Annotated in this window: 21 protein-coding genes and 1 tRNA gene; 8 read left to right on the plus strand and 14 right to left on the minus strand. The window is 54.5% G+C overall.

All coding sequences use genetic code 11. From position 1 onward, the window contains the following. Positions 1-32 precede the first annotated feature (32 nt). From purK to ppiB, 6 genes are all read right to left on the minus strand, one after another. The gene (gene purK / locus WFN75_RS01025; RefSeq protein WP_212476997.1) at positions 33-1100 is read right to left on the minus strand and encodes a 5-(carboxyamino)imidazole ribonucleotide synthase; all 1068 of its coding nucleotides are present in this window, start codon (positions 1098-1100) and stop codon (positions 33-35) included. Then, positions 1097-1606 (minus strand): 5-(carboxyamino)imidazole ribonucleotide mutase, encoded by a 510-nt coding sequence (purE, locus tag WFN75_RS01030; protein WP_046884412.1) that lies wholly within the window; start codon positions 1604-1606, stop codon positions 1097-1099. The genes purK and purE overlap by 4 nt, the downstream gene beginning before the upstream one ends. Before the next feature lie 173 nt (positions 1607-1779). Then, positions 1780-1968 (minus strand): hypothetical protein, encoded by a 189-nt coding sequence (locus tag WFN75_RS01035; RefSeq protein WP_046884411.1) that lies wholly within the window; start codon positions 1966-1968, stop codon positions 1780-1782. A 70-nt stretch (positions 1969-2038) separates the two neighbouring features. Continuing rightward, positions 2039-2248 carry a YdgH/BhsA/McbA-like domain containing protein gene (locus tag WFN75_RS01040; protein ID WP_046884410.1) on the minus strand — a complete coding sequence of 70 codons (210 nt, stop codon included), beginning with the start codon at positions 2246-2248 and terminating at the stop codon, positions 2039-2041. A 143-nt stretch (positions 2249-2391) separates the two neighbouring features. After that, positions 2392-3114, minus strand: coding sequence for a UDP-2,3-diacylglucosamine diphosphatase (lpxH, locus tag WFN75_RS01045; protein WP_212476989.1), 723 nt, complete (start codon positions 3112-3114; stop codon positions 2392-2394). A gap of 3 nt (positions 3115-3117) precedes the next feature. Continuing rightward, a complete protein-coding gene (gene ppiB, locus WFN75_RS01050) occupies positions 3118-3612 on the minus strand; it encodes a peptidylprolyl isomerase B (RefSeq protein WP_040076834.1) in 495 nt (164 codons plus the stop codon). 174 nt (positions 3613-3786) lie between these two features. Here ppiB and cysS point away from each other — a divergent pair, with 174 nt between their 5' ends. Then, positions 3787-5172 carry a cysteine--tRNA ligase gene (gene cysS / locus WFN75_RS01055; protein WP_040076833.1) on the plus strand — a complete coding sequence of 462 codons (1386 nt, stop codon included), beginning with the start codon at positions 3787-3789 and terminating at the stop codon, positions 5170-5172. A 128-nt stretch (positions 5173-5300) separates the two neighbouring features. Here the strand turns inward: cysS and WFN75_RS01060 are convergent, their stop codons facing one another. The 5 genes from WFN75_RS01060 to folD all read right to left on the minus strand — a co-directional run bounded on the left by WFN75_RS01060 (position 5301) and on the right by folD (position 10067). Further along, positions 5301-5825, minus strand: coding sequence for a metal-dependent hydrolase (locus tag WFN75_RS01060; protein ID WP_212476987.1), 525 nt, complete (start codon positions 5823-5825; stop codon positions 5301-5303). Between the two features lie 71 nt (positions 5826-5896). Next, positions 5897-6913, minus strand: coding sequence for a Mal regulon transcriptional regulator MalI (gene malI / locus WFN75_RS01065; RefSeq protein WP_212476985.1), 1017 nt, complete (start codon positions 6911-6913; stop codon positions 5897-5899). 84 nt (positions 6914-6997) lie between these two features. Then, positions 6998-8497 (minus strand): PTS transporter subunit EIIC, encoded by a 1500-nt coding sequence (locus WFN75_RS01070; RefSeq protein ID WP_046884406.1) that lies wholly within the window; start codon positions 8495-8497, stop codon positions 6998-7000. A gap of 489 nt (positions 8498-8986) precedes the next feature. Next, positions 8987-9199: a ribosome-associated protein YbcJ gene (ybcJ, locus tag WFN75_RS01075; RefSeq protein WP_212476984.1), complete on the minus strand. Its 213-nt coding sequence runs from the start codon at positions 9197-9199 to the stop codon at positions 8987-8989. Position 9200: 1 nt separating this feature from the next. Further along, the gene (gene folD / locus WFN75_RS01080) at positions 9201-10067 is read right to left on the minus strand and encodes a bifunctional methylenetetrahydrofolate dehydrogenase/methenyltetrahydrofolate cyclohydrolase FolD (protein ID WP_040076827.1); all 867 of its coding nucleotides are present in this window, start codon (positions 10065-10067) and stop codon (positions 9201-9203) included. Between the two features lie 321 nt (positions 10068-10388). Here folD and fimA point away from each other — a divergent pair, with 321 nt between their 5' ends. From fimA to sfmF, 5 genes are all read left to right on the plus strand, one after another. Further along, positions 10389-10952, plus strand: a complete 564-nt coding sequence (gene fimA, locus WFN75_RS01085) for a type 1 fimbrial major subunit FimA (protein ID WP_046884405.1) — start codon at positions 10389-10391, stop codon at positions 10950-10952. Positions 10953-11178: 226 nt separating this feature from the next. Then, positions 11179-11844: a type 1 fimbria chaperone FimC gene (gene fimC / locus WFN75_RS01090; RefSeq protein WP_336996213.1), complete on the plus strand. Its 666-nt coding sequence runs from the start codon at positions 11179-11181 to the stop codon at positions 11842-11844. Positions 11845-11858: 14 nt separating this feature from the next. Further along, a complete protein-coding gene (locus WFN75_RS01095) occupies positions 11859-14423 on the plus strand; it encodes a fimbrial biogenesis usher protein (RefSeq protein ID WP_336995453.1) in 2565 nt (854 codons plus the stop codon). A gap of 19 nt (positions 14424-14442) precedes the next feature. Beyond that, complete coding sequence (fimH, locus tag WFN75_RS01100) at positions 14443-15441, plus strand: type 1 fimbria D-mannose specific adhesin FimH (protein WP_336996214.1); 999 nt, start codon at positions 14443-14445, stop codon at positions 15439-15441. Then, positions 15434-15955 (plus strand): fimbria assembly protein, encoded by a 522-nt coding sequence (gene sfmF, locus WFN75_RS01105; RefSeq protein ID WP_336995454.1) that lies wholly within the window; start codon positions 15434-15436, stop codon positions 15953-15955. Before fimH ends, sfmF begins: the two co-directional genes overlap by 8 nt. Positions 15956-16003: 48 nt before the next feature. Here the strand turns inward: sfmF and fimZ are convergent, their stop codons facing one another. Further along, a complete protein-coding gene (gene fimZ / locus WFN75_RS01110; protein ID WP_040076822.1) occupies positions 16004-16636 on the minus strand; it encodes a fimbria biosynthesis transcriptional regulator FimZ in 633 nt (210 codons plus the stop codon). A 335-nt stretch (positions 16637-16971) separates the two neighbouring features. On the opposite strand from fimZ, the gene WFN75_RS01115 reads away from it, so the two are divergent. After that, complete coding sequence (locus tag WFN75_RS01115; protein WP_336995455.1) at positions 16972-17211, plus strand: hypothetical protein; 240 nt, start codon at positions 16972-16974, stop codon at positions 17209-17211. A 159-nt stretch (positions 17212-17370) separates the two neighbouring features. Here the strand turns inward: WFN75_RS01115 and WFN75_RS01120 are convergent, their stop codons facing one another. Both WFN75_RS01120 and WFN75_RS01125 read right to left on the minus strand, forming a co-directional pair. Further along, a complete protein-coding gene (locus tag WFN75_RS01120) occupies positions 17371-18111 on the minus strand; it encodes a DNA-binding response regulator (protein WP_336995456.1) in 741 nt (246 codons plus the stop codon). Between the two features lie 26 nt (positions 18112-18137). Continuing rightward, entirely contained in the window at positions 18138-18770 is a 633-nt protein-coding gene (locus WFN75_RS01125; protein ID WP_336995457.1) for an EAL domain-containing protein, read from the minus strand. Positions 18771-19120: 350 nt separating this feature from the next. Here WFN75_RS01125 and WFN75_RS01130 point away from each other — a divergent pair. After that, a tRNA-Arg gene (locus tag WFN75_RS01130) sits at positions 19121-19197 on the plus strand. The last annotated feature ends 152 nt before the right edge of the window (positions 19198-19349 follow it).

A 19349-nucleotide genomic window follows, 5' to 3' on the forward strand; every position in this document is an offset into this window, starting at 1 on the left:
GAGGGGGAAGGTCAACTCCCCGACGGAAGGGATTACTGCAGCTTTGCCTGCGCCCAGGCGATACCGCTGGCGTACTCTGCCGGCAGCAGCGGAACCAGGGCTTCAAGCGTGGCGCTCAGGCGGCCCGTATCGGTATCGTTCAGGTTGAGGTGACCCACCTTACGACCCGGACGCACCTCTTTGTCGTACCAGTGCAGATGCACCAGCGGCAGTTTCAGCCAGTCGTCGTTGAGATCGGTGCCGATCAGGTTGATCATCACCGACGGGCTATTGACCACCGGCTGCGGCAACGGCAGGCCGGTAATGGCGCGCAGGTGCAACTCAAACTGGCTGATGGAGGCGCCGTTTTGCGTCCAGTGGCCGCTGTTGTGGACGCGGGGCGCCAGCTCGTTGATCAGCAGGCCGCCAGGGGTGACAAAACACTCCATCGCCATCACACCCACGTAGCCCAGCTCCTGCATAATGGCGCTGAGCATGCTCTCTGCCTGCGCTTGCTGTTCGGCATTGGCCAACGGGAAAGCGACGCTGGTACGCAGGATGCCGTCCTGATGCAGGTTGTGGGTCAGCGGATAAAAGACGGTGCTGCCATCATGAGCCCGGGCGCCCACCAGCGAGACTTCGCCGCTGAAGTTGATACCCTGTTCAACGATGCACTCACCGTAGCAGTCGTCCGGAAGTTCGGCGGTTTCGTGTGCGCGTAAACGCCACTGGCCGCGTCCGTCGTAACCACCGACGCGGCGCTTAACAATCGCCAGTTCGCCAAGGGTCGCAAAGATGGCGGGCCATTCGCCTTTATCGGCCAGCAACTGCCACGGCGCGGTGGCGAGGTGCAGCTTGTCGAACAGCTGTTTCTGGGTAAAACGATCGGCGATGATGGGGAAGACATCACGGTTGACAAAGGCGTTATGGCGCGCCAGTTCGCGGGTCAACGCGGTCTCTGGCCAGCGTTCGATTTCGGCAGTAATTACGCTCTGCTGAAAGGGAACCGCTTCGGGTTCCGCATCCAGACCAACCGGCCAGACGGCAATCCCCAGCGGTTCACCGGCCTGGCGCAGCATGCGGCCTAGCTGACCGTTACCCAGGACGCAAACCTGCTTCATGCCGCACCCCGCGGATCCGGGTTTTCCAGCACCTCGTCTGTCTGGGCTTTACGCCAGGCATCCAGACGCTGGTGAAGGTCTTTATCATGGGTCGCCAGGATTTGCGCCGCCAGTAGCGCAGCGTTAGCCGCGCCAGCTTTACCAATCGCCAGGGTGCCGACAGGAATACCGCGCGGCATTTGCACAATAGAGTAGAGGCTATCGACGCCGCTCAGCGCCGCGCTCTGTACCGGTACGCCAAGCACCGGCACCAGCGTTTTGGCGGCAATCATACCCGGCAGGTGTGCTGCACCGCCCGCACCGGCAATAATCACCTGATAGCCGTTCTCTTCTGCACTTTCGGCGAAGCTAAACAGTTTATCGGGGGTGCGGTGTGCGGAGACCACTTCTACGTGGTGAGGAACATTCAGGATGTCAAAGATGTCGGCGGCGAACTGCATGGTAGCCCAGTCGCTTTTGGACCCCATCACGATGGCGACACGCGCCGGATTATTGCGGGAAGACATGCGTCTTAAAACTCCTGTGGTGCGGAACACTCTGCTTTCGAGGGCACAGAGAATAGCACGGAATACAGGCAAGGAAAACGGTTGCGCGGCTAAAACTTCCCCGTTTATTGCGGGGAAGCAGCAACAAAAAGACCGCCTTTTGGCGGTCTTTTTAGTCATAAATTCAGGCTCATTTACAGCAGAGTACCTGCGGTCAGGCTCTCTTCGTCGAAGGCGTGGCTGACATTGATATGATTCTCATGAATCACCGTGTCCATATTAGAGCCCGCCTCCGGCATGGAGAAGCGGTTTTCTGCAGCCATAGCGCCAGATGACAGTGAAGCGGCCAGCAGCAGGGCGCTGACGAGGGTCATTTTTTTCATGTTCTGTTCCTTGCTCATCATATTGTCGCTGTCGCTGGGCATCTCACTGGCGGCACGGCAATCAGGTTAATTATTTGGTCAGTTCTGCGGTCATGTGCACGCGGTTGTCGAACTGAGCGCTGGTGATTTTATATGAAGCACCTTCGCGGGCGGCCTGAGCGGCGATTTTGGCTTCTGCACGGTCAATCGTGGAGGCGGTAGTGCTCACGCTCTGCGCAAAAGAACCGAAAGAGATCAGTGAAAGAGCGGCAACTGCAACGAAAGTTTTGATGGATTTCATGGTCGTGATCCTTAAGCTGTTTTGTTTGGGGTAGGGCGTTGTTGCCCTGATGTGAATAATGATAGGCCGACCAGAGTGTGATTAAAATCAAAACAATTTGCGCGTGCAATTCAAAATATTTGAATGATTTTTAGGCGGGGATTTTAGAACGGAAACGCGATGAGTTTGACGCCGTCCGGGGTCACTTTGACCATCGAGCCTTCCGTATGCCAGGCACCTAATACTACACGGTGGGCTGGCTCGCCGTGGACCATAAGGTTATGCACGTCAGGACGATGGGTATGGCCGTGAATCAGCCAGTGAACCTGGTGCTTTTCCATCACGCGGACAACCGCCTGGGGGTTCACATCCATGATGGTCATGGATTTGCTGCTGTTAGCGGCTTTACTGCCCGCACGCATTTTGGCGGCGATGCGATTGCGGATAAACAGCGGCAGGGCGAGGAAGAGGGCCTGGATCCAGGGGGTATGAACTTTAGCGCGAAACGCCAGGTACCCGGTATCGTCGGTGCACAGCGTATCACCGTGCATGATCAGCACCTTGCGGCCATAGAGGTCCAGCACTTGCTCTTCGGGCAGCAGGGTCATACCGCTTTCGCGGGCAAAGCGTTGACCAATCAGGAAATCACGATTGCCGTGAATAAAGAAGCAGGGCGTACCGGCATCGACCAGCGCTCTGATGGCGGCAGCGATTTCGCGGTGCAGCGGGTTAGGATCGTCGTCGCCAATCCAGGCTTCGAACAGGTCACCCAGAATATAAAGCGCATCGGCGCTTTTCGCTTCACCGCGTAAAAAACGCAGAAAACCGGCGGTGATCGCCGGTTCTTCTGTTTGCAGATGGAGATCTGCAATAAAGAGTGTCGCCACGAATTATTCGCTGACGGTCACGCTTGTAATCACAACGTCTTCTTTTGGAACGTCCTGATGCATGCCGCTACGGCCAGTAGAGACAGCTTTGATTTTATCAACCACGTCCATCCCTTCTACCACTTCAGCGAACACGCAGTAACCCCAACCTTGCAGGCTCTCACCGGAGAAGTTCAGGAAGTCATTGTCTGCTACGTTGATGAAGAACTGAGCAGTGGCAGAGTGAGGAGCCTGAGTACGGGCCATCGCCAGCGTACCACGGGTGTTTTTCAGACCGTTGTTCGCTTCGTTTTTGATCGCTTCTTTGGTCTCTTTCTGCTGCATGCCAGGTTCAAAACCGCCGCCCTGGATCATAAAGCCGTTGATCACACGGTGGAAAATGGTGTTGTTGTAGAAACCTTCGCGGCAGTAGTCCAGGAAGTTTTTAACTGTTTCAGGCGCTTTGTCATCAAAGGTTTTGATTACGATATCGCCATGATTAGTGTGGAAAGTAACCATTTTTGCATCCTGTTCTGTTATTGCAGTGCTTCGACCCCGGTTCGGGCCACATATAGGGGCTTGTTATAGCATAACCACTGGACGCGATCACCTTGCATTGTGTGCTGCTTCGATGATGAATAATAGGTATGATAAGAAAGTTTCTATCCACACACGTCTCATATGGAACCTTCGATGTTAAAAATTTTTAATACAATGACGCGCCAAAAAGAGGAATTTAAGCCTATCCATGCCGGGGAAGTCGGCATGTACGTGTGTGGTATTACGGTTTACGATCTCTGTCATATTGGCCATGGCCGTACCTTTGTTGCGTTTGACGTGGTTTCGCGTTACCTGCGTTTTTTGGGCTACAACCTGAAGTACGTGCGTAACATTACCGACATTGACGATAAAATCATTAAGCGTGCTAATGAAAACGGCGAGAACTTTGTCGCGCTGGTCGATCGAATGATCGCCGAAATGCACAAAGATTTTGATGCCCTGAATATCCTGCGCCCGGACAACGAGCCGCGCGCCACCCACCATATCCACGAGATCATCGAGATCACCGAGAAACTGATCGAGCGCGGTCATGCCTATGTGGCTGACAACGGCGACGTGATGTTCTCCGTGCCGACTGACCCGGCATATGGCCAGCTCTCTCGCCAGGATCTGGAGCAACTGCAGGCCGGTGCGCGCGTAGACGTGGTGGATGTGAAGCGTAATCCGATGGACTTCGTCCTGTGGAAGATGTCCAAAGCGGGTGAACCAAGCTGGCCGTCGCCATGGGGCGAAGGCCGTCCGGGATGGCACATCGAGTGTTCCGCCATGAACTGCAAACAGCTGGGTAACCATTTTGATATCCACGGCGGCGGATCGGATCTGATGTTCCCGCACCATGAGAACGAAATTGCCCAGTCCACCTGCGCCCACGGCGGCGAGTACGTCAACTACTGGATGCACTCCGGGATGGTGATGGTCGATCGTGAAAAGATGTCCAAATCACTGGGCAACTTCTTCACCGTGCGCGACGTACTGAAGTATTACGATGCGGAGACCGTGCGCTACTTCCTGATGTCTGGCCACTACCGCAGCCAGCTGAACTACAGCGAAGAGAACCTGAAGCAGGCACGTTCGGCGCTGGAGCGTCTGTACACCGCGCTGCGCGGTACCGATAAATCTGTCGCACCGGCCGGCGGCGAGGCGTTTGAAGCCCGCTTTGTTGAGGTGATGAACGACGACTTCAATACCCCGGAAGCCTACTCCGTGCTGTTCGATATGGCGCGTGAAGTAAACCGCCTGAAAACGGAAGATGCCGCGGCCGCCAATGCGCTGGCTGCCCATCTGCGTAAGCTCTCCGCGGTGCTTGGCCTGCTGGAGCAAGAGCCGGAAACCTTCCTGCAGAGTAGCGCGCAGGCGGACGACGGCGAAGTGGCGGAGATCGAGGCGTTGATTACGGCTCGTCTGGAAGCGCGTCAGGCGAAAGACTGGGCGGCAGCAGATGCAGCGCGTAATCGTCTGACCGAGATGGGTATCATTCTGGAAGATGGTCCTCAGGGGACGACCTGGCGTCGTAAGTAAGTTCTCCCCCTCACCCTAACCCTCTCCCTCAGGGAGAGGGGATTGACCGGTTTTCTCCCTCACTCCGTGCCAGCGGGCATCGTCCGCTTTTCTCCCTCTCCCTGGGGGAGAGGGCCGGGGTGAGGGCCTCAGCGCGCACGCTTCCACCACAATACCCCCATTAACACCACCCCAGGCAGCCACACCCACAGCAGTTCCGAAATGATCACCTGATGCCCGTACGGGGTGGTATAGCGCGACAGCGCAAACGGCGCGACCTTAATCACCTGCCAGGGGGCGAAAAAGCGTTCATCCGACCAGGGCCACAGCCAGCCAACCCCTTTGCCTCCGGTCGTGATCGAATCCAGCAGACTGTGCGATAGCAGCGATACGGTTAAAAACAGCCAGCAGCGAATCAGCCCGGCCCTGAACCATCGTCGACCCGCCCAGACGCAGAGGAGCGGAACCACAAATGCAAACAGCAGGGAGTGCGTAAAGCCGCGATGACCAAAAATATTGCCGTAGGCCACGCCGAACTTAAAAGAGAGCACGTCGGCGTCTGGCAGCATGGCCAGCACCACACCGGCAAACAGGAGGCGAGGAGGAATAACGCGGGTGCCGAGCCCTAAGCCCAGGCAGAGAGGTACAGCAGCATGAGTGATAATCGTTGGCATGGTCATTTCCCACGGTAAATCATGGGAATATAGCAGGCTTTACCCGCCGCCAACCGAAACGAATTCTGAATTCAGGCCGATTCCCGGGCAATAAGCTGGCCTGAGAGCGTAATACGCTGAGTTTGCAGATCCGGCTCCTTCAGCTTGCGCATCATTAAGCCCGCGGCCTGACGTCCGGTCTCTTCACTGGCGGAGGAGACATAGGTAAACGACGGCGAGGTGAGATTAACGTGCAGCATATCTTCAAAGCCGACAAGGGCGACCTGCTGAGTCAGAAAGACATCTTTGCCCACCGTGCGCCCCACCTGATGAATACCGGAGATCGAGCCAATCATCGCATCGGGCGAATGGCAGAGCAGGGCGGTGATGGTATTGTTTTTTTCCAGCAAATGGCGGGTGGCGAGCCCGGCGGCGCGGGTGTCGTCGCTACAGGCCGGGGCAAACTCGTCACGATTAATTAGCCCATACTGGCTCATGGCGCTGCGAAAACCGAGCAGGCGCTGCTCGCGAATCAGGCAGTTTTCCTGCCCGCCGATATAGGCAATATTACGGTGTCCCCGCTCAATCAGGTAACGCGTTGCAAGATTCGCCGCCTGGCGATTATCCCGCAGCACCAGATTACAGGGTTCATCCAGAAAAGATTGCGAGACGGCGACCAGCGGAAGGGGGCATTGACGAATCTGTTCGGGTAAATGGGCATGCTGCGTATCGGAAGATAAATAGATCACCCCCGCCACGCCCTGCTGTTTAAATGAAAGCAGGCAGCGCTCAAGATGTTCGCCATCGTTTTGCGGCTGCCCAAGAAAGACCATATAGCCCTGTTTTTCCAGCTCTTGCACGACGCTTGCCATCACTTTGATAGAAAAGCTGTCGCTAAAATCACGCAGAATCAGGCCGATCAGGTTGGAGGTGTTGGCGCGAAGGTTAGCAGCGGCGACATTATGAACATAGCCGAGCGTATTGATGGCAGCATGGACTTTCTCAATCGTTGCCTCTGAGATTTTCCCTTTCTGGCGTAGCACCAGCGAGACGGTGGATACCGAAACGCCTGCCTCTCTGGCGACATCAATAATGCTGACTTTCTTCAAACTCGCTCCCTGAAATTTCCACATTATCAGCCTGTTCAGACAACGCCTCCCAGATTACAGGAGACGTGTCAGCCAGGCATCTTATTATTTTCCGATCAGCGTGCTCATAGTCTGGGCGATAAACTGTGCCCTGGCACCAAAGATCACCTGAATTCCCTTATCGCCAACGAAGACCACACCGCGTGCGCCCAGGCCGTTAAGCCCGTCTTTATCTACCTCATCGCCTTTGGCCACTTCCAGACGCAGACGGGTGATACAGGAGCCGACGGAGTCAATATTGTTCGCCCCGCCCAGCAGCGCAATGATTTCGGTGGCAAGCTCAGTATCGGTCTTGTCATCGGTTGTCGCGCTCACGTCAGTACGGCCCGGTGTTTTCACGTCAAAACGACGGATCACAAAGCGGAAGGTGAAGTAGTAAATCAGCGCCATCGGAATACCGATAATCACCGCGTTCAGGAAGTTGGTCTGGTAGCCGTTAAACGACGGCAGGATCCCGAACGACAGATAATCGATAAAGCCCGCAGAGAACGATTTGGCGATATGTGCATGCATCAGGTACATGGTCATATAGGCCAGACCCGCCATGATGGCGTTGAAGACGTACAGAATCGGTGCCACGAAGATAAAGGTAAACTCAACCGGCTCCGTAATCCCCGTCAGGAAGCAGGTCAGTGCGGCAGAGAAGAGAATACCGGCCGCGATTTTCTTATTCTTGGTGTGCGCTTCGTGATACATCGCCAGACACGCCGCAGGCAGCGCGAACAGCATCAGCGGGAACTCGCCCTGCATGAACTTACCGGCATTCTGGTAAGTGTCGCTGCTGAAGGATTTAGTCCCTTCTTCCAGCATCTTGAACCAGATGGTCTGGTCGCCGTGGATCACCTGGCCCGCCTGGGTGGTGTAATCACCGAAGGAGTACCAGAACGACGGGTACCAGATGTGGTGCAGGCCGAGCGGGATCAGCGCGCGCTCCACCAGCCCGAAGATAAAGGTCGAGGCCGCCTGATTATCGCCGTTTACCACCACCGAAAGCGCGTCGATGCCGGACTGGATATGCTGCCAGATGTACGGCAGCAGCAGGCCGAGCAGGAACGACAGAAATGCCGTCGCAATCGCCACAAATCGCTTACCGGAGAAGAAGCCGAGGAACTCCGGCAACTGCATGGTATGGAAGCGGTTATAGCACCAGGCGGCAAGAATACCGCAGATCAGGCCGCCAAAGACGCCCATCTGCAGGGTAGGAATGCCGACCACCATGGCGTATTTACCGCCCTGAGAGGCCATCTCCGGCGTGATGCTCAGTAGCGTGCCAATGGTAATGTTAGTAACAAATACCGACACTGCCGCAGAGAGCGCAGCGATGCCTGATTCTGACGCCAGACCCACCGCGGAACCGATAGCGAAGAGCATGGGCAGGTTATCGAAAATAACCCCGCCCGCATTCATCATCAGCGGCAGATGGAATTTATCTCCGAACGCCAGCAGCAGGCCGGCAGCGGGAAGCAGTGAAATTGGCAGCATTAAGGCGCGGCCAATCATCGATAACTTAGACAACGATTTAACAAACCCTGATATCAGACTCATGCTGAAATCTCCCCCGAGAAGCGCTTTTTTCGCGCTGTTATAGTAAGTATAACGTTTTAGTAGAACGTTCTACTTATCGTGAGGAAAGGTGGAATTACGCGCAACTAAATTTTCACATTTCAACAAACGAAATAGTGATTCTTTGAAGTCGATCGATAATTAACCGTGATGGGGATGGGGGATAAAGTGAGAGGAGAGCGGTTTGTTCCCCTCACCCTAACTCTCTCCCCATAGGGGAGAGGGGACGGCCCGGTGCGGTCTTCTCCCTCGCCCCTGTTGGGAGAGGGGACTGCCCGGTGCGGTCTTCTCCCTCGCCCCTGTGGGGAGAGGGGACGGCCAGGTGCGGTGTTCTCCCTCGCCCCTGTGGGAAGAGGGGACGGCCAGGTGCGGTTTTCTCCCTCGCCCCTTTGGGGAGAGGGCCGGGGTGAGGGGAAATATACACTCAGTATTTAGGCCCGGTAAGCGTCGCGCCACCGGGCATCACACGCCTCAGGCGGTAACAGTCACGCTATGGCCTGCAAAACTCACGGTCTGTCCCGCAACAATCTTGCAGCGTTTGCGGGTTTCCACCGCACCATCTACCGTAACCAGACCTTCAGCAATGACGATCTTGGCCTGCGCGCCGCTCTCGCTCCAGCCCTCCAGCTTCAGGAGATCGCACAGCTCTACGTGTGGGTGTTTACCTAATGAAAAAGTGGCCATCTTACGCTTCCTCTACGTCGTGATACTCTTCGCATGCTTGCAAAGTATTTTGAATCAGTGTTGCTACCGTCATCGGGCCTACGCCGCCCGGCACCGGGGTGATGTAAGAGGCGCGCGCGGCGGCATCCTCATAAACCACATCGCCCACGACTTTGCCGCTCTCGAGACGGTTAATGCCTACGTCCACCACAATCGCACCTTCTTTAATCCACTCACCGGGAATGAAGCCAGGCTTGCCGACGGCGACGATCAGCAGATCCGCGTTTTCAACGTGTTGACGCAGATTTTTGGTAAAGCGGTGGGTGACGGTCGTGGTACAGCCAGCCAGCAGCAGCTCCATGCTCATCGGGCGGCCAACGATATTCGAGGCGCCAATCACCACGGCGTTCAGACCGTAGGTATCAATGTTATAGCGCTCAAGCAGGGTAACGATACCGCGTGGCGTGCAAGGACGCAGACGCGGCGCGCGCTGGCACAGGCGACCAACGTTATACGGATGGAAACCGTCCACGTCTTTATCGGGTGCGATACGCTCCAGAACCTTCACGTTGTCGATGCCTGCAGGCAGCGGCAGCTGAACCAGAATGCCGTCGATCTCTTTATCAGCGTTCAGGGTGTCGATCAGCTCCAGCAGCTCTGCTTCGCTGGTGGTTTCCGGCAGATCATAAGAGCGGGAGACAAAGCCCACCTCTTCACACGCCTTGCGTTTGCTGCCGACATAAATCTGGGATGCCGGGTTACTGCCGACCAGCACAACAGCCAGTCCGGGGGCGCGTTTTCCGGCCGCTGTACGCGCCTTCACTTTTTCCGCGACCTCAGAGCGCACCTGCTGCGCAATCGTTTTACCGTCAATAATCTGTGCTGCCATCAGAGAGAGGATTCCATCTGTAAGGTTTAAAGGGGGGATTGCCTATATTTTGTCAGAAGCGAGCGCTGCTGTCAGTCACCCATTGCGAGATTTCCTGATCGCCTCCCGGCTGAGCCATTCAGTCCCTGCGTTTTGTACGGTTTTTTTCTTAGGGATGATTAAGACCAGACCTGGGCCATTTACAGCTTTTGGGCATATTTAAATATTTCGCCAGAGGCTACTTTAGCGTTGCCAAAAATAAGCGTTCAATCCTCACATTGAATGCCTCATTTATTCCCGCTATCTGTTGGGAAGGGTATTTTATATTTTAAAGGAATAGACATGAAAATAACCTATGCTGCATCTGTTGTAATTGCTTCGCTGACCTTTTTTGCTGGAACTGTTCAGGCAGAAGAGACGAAAACACCAGTATCCGTAAATGGTGGCACTGTTCATTTTACGGGTGAATTAGTGAATGCCGCCTGTGCAGTGAATACCGAATCGTCAAACCAGACGGTCAACCTGGGCCAGTATCGTACGGCGAAGTTCACCAAAGTCGGTGATACCACCAGCAATGTTCCCTTCACTATTGAGCTGAATGATTGCGATCCGACCGTAGCGACGACGGCCGCCGTGGCCTTTACCGGCCAGGTTGATGCCACCGATAAAACCCTGCTGGCCGTCTCCTCCGGCAGTAATGACACCGCTGCAAAAGGGGTTGGGATTGAAATTCTCGACAGTCAATCCACCACGCTGCCACCGGATGGCGCCAGCTTCTCGGCAACCCAGGCACTGATCAAAGGGACCAATACCCTGAACTTTGCCGCGCGCTATAAAGCCACGGCGGCAACTACCGAGCCGGGTCAGGCCAACGCTGACGCGACCTTCGTCGTTAAATACGAATAAGCCTGACAGCAGGGAGGATGAAGGTCTCAGGGAGGAGGCCCGACTGTCTGGATTGAGTATCAGAATGAACGCTAAGGAGCATGATTTGGGTTGCTCCTTACTATTGAGTGCAGTGGCGTGGGGCTGGCTATTTTTAGCTCCGACTGCAGCCACTCGTGCCTGACATACCTGCGAATAAATAATTATAGGCTCCGCTGTGAAATATGTATTTTTTAAACCAGGGTTCATCGTATTTTTATTCTGTCTACTGGTATCGCTGCCGACATACGCTGCAGGTGGAATTGCACTGGGTGCGACTCGGGTTATTTATCCTGCCGAAGCGAAACAGACTTCACTGGCTATTACCAACAGCCACAAACAGGAACGTTATTTAATTAATGCCTGGATTGAAAATGAGCAGGGAATAAAAGAAAAATCGTTTGCCGTCACGCCTCCGCTGTTCGTCAGCGAGCCGGATAGCGAAAATACCTTGCGCATAATCTATGCGGGCCCTGCGCTTGCGAAGGATCGTGAGTCGCTGTTTTATCTGAACGTGAAGGCGATTCCGTCGGTTGATAAAGCCAGCATTGAGGGAAAAAACGTCCTGCAACTGGCGGTGCTGTCTCGCATCAAGGTCTTTGTCAGGCCGGGCAATCTCGCCATGCAGCCTGATGAGGCACTGTCACATTTGCGCTTTGAACGGGTGGGTAACCAACTCAAAGTCAGTAATGCCTCACCCTATTACATCACGCTGGTCAATCTACGCCTCGGCGAACAGAGAGTAGAGAATCTGATGATTGCGCCAGGGCAGTCGGCACAACAGCACCTTCCGTCCGGTGCCGGCAACATGCTGAGCTGGCAAAGCGTGAATGATTATGGCGCGATAACTCCCGCGCGTAGCGTCAATCTTTGAGCCTGGTTCGAATCATGCACACTCAGCGAGGGCTGCCTGGTCTCATCGCACTGGCCTTAATCGTCAACTGGCCGCAGACGGGGCGGGGTGAGAGCTACTTTAACCCGGCATTTTTATCCGATAGCGCGGCAGACGTCGCCGATTTATCGCGCTTTGAGCAAGGTTATCAGCAGGCTCCGGGCCTCTATCGGGTCGATATTTGGCTCAATGAGGCCTTTATTGGGACGCAGGATATCCGCTTTGAGAGCGCGTCTGAACCGGTTCCCACCGTGGCGGGAGGGCTGGCGCCCTGTATCACGCGCGCGCTGCTGGAGCGGTTTGGTGTAAACCTTGCGGCATTTCCGACACTCGCCGGCGCGGAAGGAGAACACTGTGTTCCGCTGACCCAGGTGATTGCGGGAAGTCAGATCATCTTTAATTTCGCCGCGCAGCGGCTGGACGTAAGCCTGCCGCAGGTGGCAATGCAAAACAGCGCGCGGGGATACATCTCTCCTGAGCAGTGGGATAACGGTATTCCGGCGGCATTGTTGAATTACAGCTTCAGTGGCAATCGCGGTAGCGACGACGACAGCTATTACCTCAATCTACAAAGCGGGCTGAACTATGGGGCCTGGCGATTACGTAATACCGGGGCGTGGCGCTATACCCGCAGCAACGGAACGCGGCACAGCGAATGGCAAAATATTGGAACCTGGGCGCAGCGTACGCTGGTGCCGCTAAAAAGCGAGCTGGTGCTGGGAGACAGCAATACGGGTAACGACGTATTCGACAGTATCGGTTTTCGTGGGGGACGACTTTACGCTGCAGACAGCATGTATCCGGACAGTATGCAGGGCTACGCCCCCACCGTGCGCGGTATCGCCAGGACCCCGGCCAAAGTTGTCATCCGTCAGAACGGATATGTCATTTATCAAAGTTACGTTCAGCCCGGCGCCTTTGCCATTACCGATCTCAATCCCACCTCATCGAGCGGCGATCTGGAGGTGACGGTGGAGGAAAAGGCGGGAAGCGTCCAACGCTATAGCGTGCCCTATTCCACGGTCCCTCTGTTGCAACGCGAAGGGAGACGAAAGTTTGACCTGGTCGCCGGCGCCTACCGCAGCGGTAATCAGGGGCAGGATACGCCGGTATTTGCGCAGGGCACGCTGCTCGCAGGTCTGCGCGACGGTTATACCCTCTACGGTGGCGCGCAGGTTGCCGCACGTTATAGCGCTCTGGCGCTGGGGGCGGGCAAGAATCTGGGGGAGTGGGGAGCGGTCTCGATCGATGTTACGCATGCCCGTAGCCAGCTTGCCGACGAGAGTCATCATCAGGGCCAGTCCCTGCGCTTTCTCTATGCCAAATCATTGAACGGCTATGGCACAAATTTCCAGCTGCTGGGCTATCGTTACTCCACTAAAGGGTTTTACACCCTGGATGATACCGCATGGAAATCGATGGAGGGTTACCAGTATGGCGAAAGCCTGACGAAGGACGGCGTGCCGGATGTGCAGAGCTATCACAACCTGGCATGGAGCAAAAAGGGGCGTATCCAGCTCAATATCTCCCAGTCACTGGGGGAGTGGGGGTCGGTCTATCTGTCCGGCAGCGAGCAAAGCTACTGGGACACCTCAGAAACTAACACCTGGTATCAACTCGGCTACGCGGGTGGGATGCAGGGGATCAGCTACGCCTTTACCTGGGCCTGGAGCCGGGCGGCGGGCATTGAAGGCACCGACAGGATTGCCTCTTTTAACGTCAGCGTGCCTTTCTCGATCTTTATGGGCAGAGGCTACCGTCGCGATAACGCTCTTGAGCGCGCGTGGGCGACCGCCTCGGCCAGCCGCAACAGCGACGGGCAAAGCAGCTGGCAAACGGGCGTGAGCGGCACGTTGCTTAAGGATAAGAACCTGAATTACAGCGTGATTCAGGGGCACTCCAGCAGTGGAGGCGTAAGCGGAAGTGCCAGCGCGAACTGGCAGGCAGCCTGGGGGAACCTGGGCGCGGGGTATAACACCAACCGCGAAAAACGCGACTGGAACTGGCAACTGGCGGGCGGCGTGGTGGGTCATGCCGACGGTATTACCCTGAGCCAGCCGCTGGGGGACACCAACGTTCTGATCAAAGCGCCGGGCGCATCGGGCGTCAGCATTGAAAACCAGACCGGGGTAAAAACCGACTGGCGTGGCTACGCCGTTATGCCTTACGCCACCGTGTATCGCTATAACCGCGTCGCGCTGGACACCAATTCTATGGGTAACAGCATCGATATTGAAAACAACGTAAGCAGCGTAGTGCCGACCCGGGGGGCACTGGTGCGGGCCACCTTTGATACCCGCATTGGCGTACGCGCGTTAATGACCGTAACGCGATCCGGCAAACCGGTGCCCTTCGGCGCGCTGGTGCGTGAGAACCAAAGCGGTATCACCAGCGTGGTGGGTGATGATGGACAAATTTACCTTAGCGGATTGCCGCTGGCGGGAGAGTTAATGATTCAGTGGGGTCGCGATGCGCAGTCTCAGTGCCGGGCACAGTACCGGCTGCCTGACGATAGTCAGGAAAGGAATATCACTCTGGCGGAGGTGGAGTGTGAACCATAAAGGGCAATCTCGGCGCGCCATTGCCGGGGCGGTGTTAAGTGGCCTACTGGCGCTGAGTGCCCTCTCGGCCAGGGCAACCGTGTGTCAAAACGTGGACGGCGGGGCGAAAGATATCTCGTATGACCTCTCGGATGTCTTTAACAGCGCCAATAACAAACCAGGCCAGATCATCACGCTTTCCCAAAAATCCGGTCTGGTGGGAGTGAATGCTATCTGCCCGAAGGGCACCACCGGTAAATCGACAATGCGAAGTTATGTGACCGATCTGCCTGTCACCAGCGTGGAGGATAATTACCAGTACGTAAAACTGAACGATTATCTGGAGGGGGCCATGCAGATACACGATGATTTTGCCGGCACCTTCTATCCGCCCGCTAATTTCATCCAGATGGGACAGCACCCCAACGTGCCAAAACAGAAAGCCTTCCCGGTGACGGACTCGAAGCTGATTTTTCGTCTGAAGGTGACCCGGCGGTTCATTAACCTGGTGGTCATCCCACGTCAGACCATGTTTCGGGTTTACGTCACCACCGCGAAGGGCGATCCCTTAACCACGCCGGTGTATACCATTAGCTACAGCGGAACCATACAAGTGCCGCAAAGCTGTATGTTGAACGCCGGCTCGATTGTGGAGTTTGATTTCAAAGAGATGGCGGCCTCCCTCTTTAGCGAGGCGGGGGCAGGAAATCGTCCGCAGAAAATTTCGCCCCAGAGTAAAACCATTGCCATCAAATGCACTAACGTCGAGGCGCAAGCCGCGCTGACCATGCGTATTGAAGCGGATAAGGTGGCGGGCAATGCGCTGGTCTCCGACAACCCGGATCTGGGATTTGTCGTGGCGACGGAGGGCGGCACGCCGCTTACGCCAAATACGCTGGCAAGCAAGATCCCGTTCCGCCTGGATGATAACGCCGAGGCGTCAGTGGCTATTCGCGCCTGGCCGGTGAGCATTACCGGCATTAAACCGGCGGAAGGGAAATTTACCTCGTTGGGCTATCTACGCGTGGATTATGAATAAGATAAAACCTCTGATCGTTCTGGTCACATTATTAACGCAGGGTTTCGCCAGTGCCAGTAACTCCCTGGGGCAGGTGAATATCAAACTCTCTGGCACCATCGTGGATTTTACCTGCGTGGCAGAGGTGGGCGACAGCGTCAAATCCGTGCCGCTGGGGCGCTGGTCGACTAAACAGCTGAGTACGACGGGCAGCCGAACCCCGGCGGTACCCTTTAGTTTGAAACTGGAGGGCTGTCCGCCGGGCGCGGCATCGTTAACCTTCACCGGCAAAGCCAATGCACAAGATAGCGAACTGCTCGCACTCAATGAGGCTAGTCATGCCAGCAATGTTGCCATTGAGATCCGCAATCAGGATAAAACGCGTTTGCCATTGCAGCAGGCCAGCCAGGATGTGAAAGTCGATGCGCAGGGGCATGCCGTTTTGCAGTTTTATGCTAATTACATTGCCACGGCCAATGACCCGCAGCCGGGGCGTGCCGATGCCGATGCGACTTTTGTTATCAATTATTACTAATACCGTTGCCAGGCCCTGCCGTCTCTTCGCGGCAGAGCGCAACAGTAATTACAGCAATTCGTGCATTTTTGCGTAATCAATTAATTCGACAATGCTCTGCACGCCGAGTTTAGCGTAAATATTCGATTTGTGGGCGCTGATGGTTTTGTTGCTTAACATCATTTGTTCGGCAATTTCTTTATTAGTCATACCATTGGCAAGGTAGCGTAAAACGGTTACCTCGCGATTGGATAAAGGCATGTCGCTGAATTTGCCCCGTCTGGACTTGAAATGATTTATAAAATTTAACGTCTCCGCCGGGAAAAAGGAGTAACCCGATAAAATCATTTCTACGGCGTTATAGATATCATTTAAATCCTTACGTTTACTCACAAAACCGTTGGCGCCGGCAGCTAAAGCTCGCCCGGCGTAGAACGCCTCTGATTTTGAAGATAAAAAAAGTACCTTTATATCTTTATTTATGTCTTTGATTCTTTTCAGTAAAGAAAAGCCATCCGCGCCGGGAAGTTCAATGTCGAGGATGACAAGATCGACAGGGTGATTCCGAAGATACTCAAGCGTCTCATGGCAATCCCCTGACTTGAGTGTAATCTCAATATTTTTATTTTTCTGTAGCAGGACCTCTATCGACATTCTGACGATAGGATGTTCGTCCATAATGATTACGGATGCCGGTTTCATTGTTATGCCTCAGATGGTTAAAGCGTGGGTAAGTCGGAAGGATATTTTGCACATCCTTATGCGGGGTTCGTCGTTAAAAAGTCATCACTGCCTTATTGACATAGTGATGTTCAGGGCACCTCTTTATTGTGAATAAAATACAAGCTCACCACAGCGTGAGATATTATTCAGGAAATTAATCTTATAAGTCTTATTATACCCGCTACGTTTTATCCGAAAAGCAGGTAAATGATTGTTAATGGCTTGCCTAATATGATGTTCTGGAGAGGAAAAACTATTATTTTAAAATTGGGTTAATAACCTGCTTATCAGAAGAACGGCAGCGAAACATGTGAATGTATCAGGAAAAAATAATACATCTCGCCAATTGTTGGCAAAATGTTAATAATCGAGCGACGGCTTCCGTAGCTGAAATTCCCGGCATCGTCAGCGAAGAGGGTGTGCAGCCCGCGCTGTACCTTCATATGAAACATTCAGAGAAAATTTTTCTACCAAAAGCCATATCTGCTGCGCGCCTGCCCGGCAGCCAGCGTCTTGTCTACAACCAATCCTTGTTTACATTGCTATTACATTAATTACGCAAAACAGCCCGTAATCGTAACCAGACGAATATTCTTTTTTGGCCGTGTTTCTGGTGTTTAGCATCGTCAGAGCGGTGCCGTTAGGAATAGTTATATTTGTTGTTGTTTTGTTTTTATTTAACAAAAATTTAACCAAGTAAACTACGTCATTTCTTAACATTCTCCAGGAAGAGAGGGGCGGTCGAACGTACTGGACGAGGCTGGAAGCTGGCTCAGTAGATGAAAGAGCTCCTGACGATGACTCAGCCCCAGCTTATTCAGGATGCGGCTAAGCCGGTAAACGACGCGGCTATAGGGCTGGCTATTCTCCTGTGCTATCTCCTTCAGGGATTGTCCACACGATAACGGGAACAGCAGTTTCCACTCGTTGGCTGAAAACCACCCCTCTTTCGGTATATCGTGCGGATTCAACGCCGCTGGCAAGGCGGTAGCGCAAAGCTGGCGTTCGACGACGTGAAACGGGCCCGCCGTTTTGCAAAACAGGCGGCCCGGGTAGTTATCAGCGCGTACCAGCAAAGTGACCGGGGTATAGGGAGGGTAGAGCGTTAACCGGCGTAGGGCGTCGAGGAGTTCAAGCCACGGCGCGATGTCGCTTTCAATATCGATCACCAGCCGGGCGGAGGGCCAGAGCTGACTGGCGCCCAGGGCGTCGTCCAGAGTGTCATAACTGCGGCAATGCTTCACCGGTGAGGGGCTGCGTTGTAGCCCCGCGCAGAGATAGTTATCGCGGGAGACCAGGATCATCCAGGGAACTTCAGGTTTGCGCGTTTGATTTATAGCCTGGCTGAGATAGACCAGCCGATCAAAGAAAGGCGCGCTAAAACGGGACTGTGCGAAGCCTAACGAATCACTTCCCGTGCGACGTCGCCGGTAACGGCGTACGGTCATGCGCATAGTTGTTCCCTCAGGCAAGCCTCCTTTTAGCCATGCCGTCTGCCGACGGAGGGCCATAAATATCCCTGGCCGAATCCGGCCCCCGCCTGACGCGCAAGCGCTAAATCCTCTTGTGATTCGATTCCTTCAACAAGGACGTTTCGCGCAAGCGTTGCGCAGAGGTTTACCAGGGATGAAAATGCGGGAGTCGTCTTCAGACGCCAGAACGCCATCTTATCGATCTTGATCCCGCTCAAAGGTAAATGCGCGTCGATGAAACCGTGGATTTGCGCTTCATCAACGTCATCGAGCCATATACGGCAGCCACGCCCGGACAAAAGATGCAGATGTTCTATCGCCAGGATGCGTGAGGTGCAGGGCAGGGAGAGAAGCTGAGCGGGTTCAACGATCTCAATATTCGCACCCGGACCGGGTAGCGACAGCAACTGGTGAAATAAATCCACCTCTGTTAGCAGGGTTATCGGCAAGTTGATGAAAAGGTTGTGCCAGGGAAAGTGATTTTTGAGCGTCTCGCACTGTACTTGTAGCAAGGCGAGTGCGTGTTCCGCAGAGAGTTGTTGAAACCACAGCTCGCTTTGCAGGGTCGGCGACAAAAGGCTCAGCACTTCCACACCGACAGTGTGAAATGTGGCGAGGTTGACGATGGGTTCCAGCTTCATGCCGACGATGCCGCAGGGGAGAGACTGCAACGGACTCTTTAGCGGAGGGGAGGCCAAAAACGAGGTTAAGCTCACTTCACTGTCCTTTATACCGGCTTCCAGGGTGCCGGGTTACCGCAGAACAGTGTGTCGGGTGGCGGAGGGGGATAAAACTGGGCGTTACTTAATGTCGACTAAGCTATTTCGTAGTTGGCTGATCCGCCAGTAAATGTTGAAATTTTAAACGTATTGTTAAGGGGGAAAGAGACATCTGCTGAGATGCGCGGCAAACGCGCCGAAAGGCATTGACTCACCTGCTATTGACCGTATAATTCCACGCGTTTCACCACTGCGTAGTACCCGCATTCAGTGCGCCCTTAGCTCAGTTGGATAGAGCAACGGCCTTCTAAGCCGTAGGTCGTAGGTTCGAATCCTACAGGGCGTGCCATTTCCCATCAGAGACTCACCTCACTCCTCCCGCGTCACAAATGTCATGCTGAGACAGAGTTGGGACATCAGCCGTCAAAATCAAAAAGCAACGTCTGAAATAAACGCCTTCATACGGTTACTATGCGTTTAATCAATCTGAAACATAAGGTT

Origin of the sequence: Leclercia sp. UBA7405 (assembly GCF_037152215.1) — a bacterium.
Taxonomy (GTDB): Bacteria; Pseudomonadota; Gammaproteobacteria; order Enterobacterales; family Enterobacteriaceae; genus Enterobacter; species Enterobacter pneumoniae.

Excerpts from the sequence above, each read along its gene's own strand:
- purK (WP_212476997.1), bottom strand. The coding sequence starts at position 1,100 with ATGAAGCAGGTTTGCGTCCTGGGTAACGGTCAGCTAGGCCGCATGCTG.
- purE (WP_046884412.1), bottom strand. The coding sequence starts at position 1,606 with ATGTCTTCCCGCAATAATCCGGCGCGTGTCGCCATCGTGATGGGGTCC.
- WFN75_RS01035 (WP_046884411.1), bottom strand. The coding sequence starts at position 1,968 with ATGAAAAAAATGACCCTCGTCAGCGCCCTGCTGCTGGCCGCTTCACTG.
- WFN75_RS01040 (WP_046884410.1), bottom strand. The coding sequence starts at position 2,248 with ATGAAATCCATCAAAACTTTCGTTGCAGTTGCCGCTCTTTCACTGATC.
- ppiB (WP_040076834.1), bottom strand. The coding sequence starts at position 3,612 with ATGGTTACTTTCCACACTAATCATGGCGATATCGTAATCAAAACCTTT.
- cysS (WP_040076833.1), top strand. The coding sequence starts at position 3,787 with ATGTTAAAAATTTTTAATACAATGACGCGCCAAAAAGAGGAATTTAAG.
- WFN75_RS01060 (WP_212476987.1), bottom strand. The coding sequence starts at position 5,825 with ATGCCAACGATTATCACTCATGCTGCTGTACCTCTCTGCCTGGGCTTA.
- WFN75_RS01070 (WP_046884406.1), bottom strand. The coding sequence starts at position 8,497 with ATGAGTCTGATATCAGGGTTTGTTAAATCGTTGTCTAAGTTATCGATG.
- ybcJ (WP_212476984.1), bottom strand. The coding sequence starts at position 9,199 with ATGGCCACTTTTTCATTAGGTAAACACCCACACGTAGAGCTGTGCGAT.
- folD (WP_040076827.1), bottom strand. The coding sequence starts at position 10,067 with ATGGCAGCACAGATTATTGACGGTAAAACGATTGCGCAGCAGGTGCGC.
- fimA (WP_046884405.1), top strand. The coding sequence starts at position 10,389 with ATGAAAATAACCTATGCTGCATCTGTTGTAATTGCTTCGCTGACCTTT.
- WFN75_RS01095 (WP_336995453.1), top strand. The coding sequence starts at position 11,859 with ATGCACACTCAGCGAGGGCTGCCTGGTCTCATCGCACTGGCCTTAATC.
- sfmF (WP_336995454.1), top strand. The coding sequence starts at position 15,434 with ATGAATAAGATAAAACCTCTGATCGTTCTGGTCACATTATTAACGCAG.
- fimZ (WP_040076822.1), bottom strand. The coding sequence starts at position 16,636 with ATGAAACCGGCATCCGTAATCATTATGGACGAACATCCTATCGTCAGA.
- WFN75_RS01115 (WP_336995455.1), top strand. The coding sequence starts at position 16,972 with ATGTATCAGGAAAAAATAATACATCTCGCCAATTGTTGGCAAAATGTT.
- WFN75_RS01120 (WP_336995456.1), bottom strand. The coding sequence starts at position 18,111 with ATGCGCATGACCGTACGCCGTTACCGGCGACGTCGCACGGGAAGTGAT.
- WFN75_RS01125 (WP_336995457.1), bottom strand. The coding sequence starts at position 18,770 with ATGAAGCTGGAACCCATCGTCAACCTCGCCACATTTCACACTGTCGGT.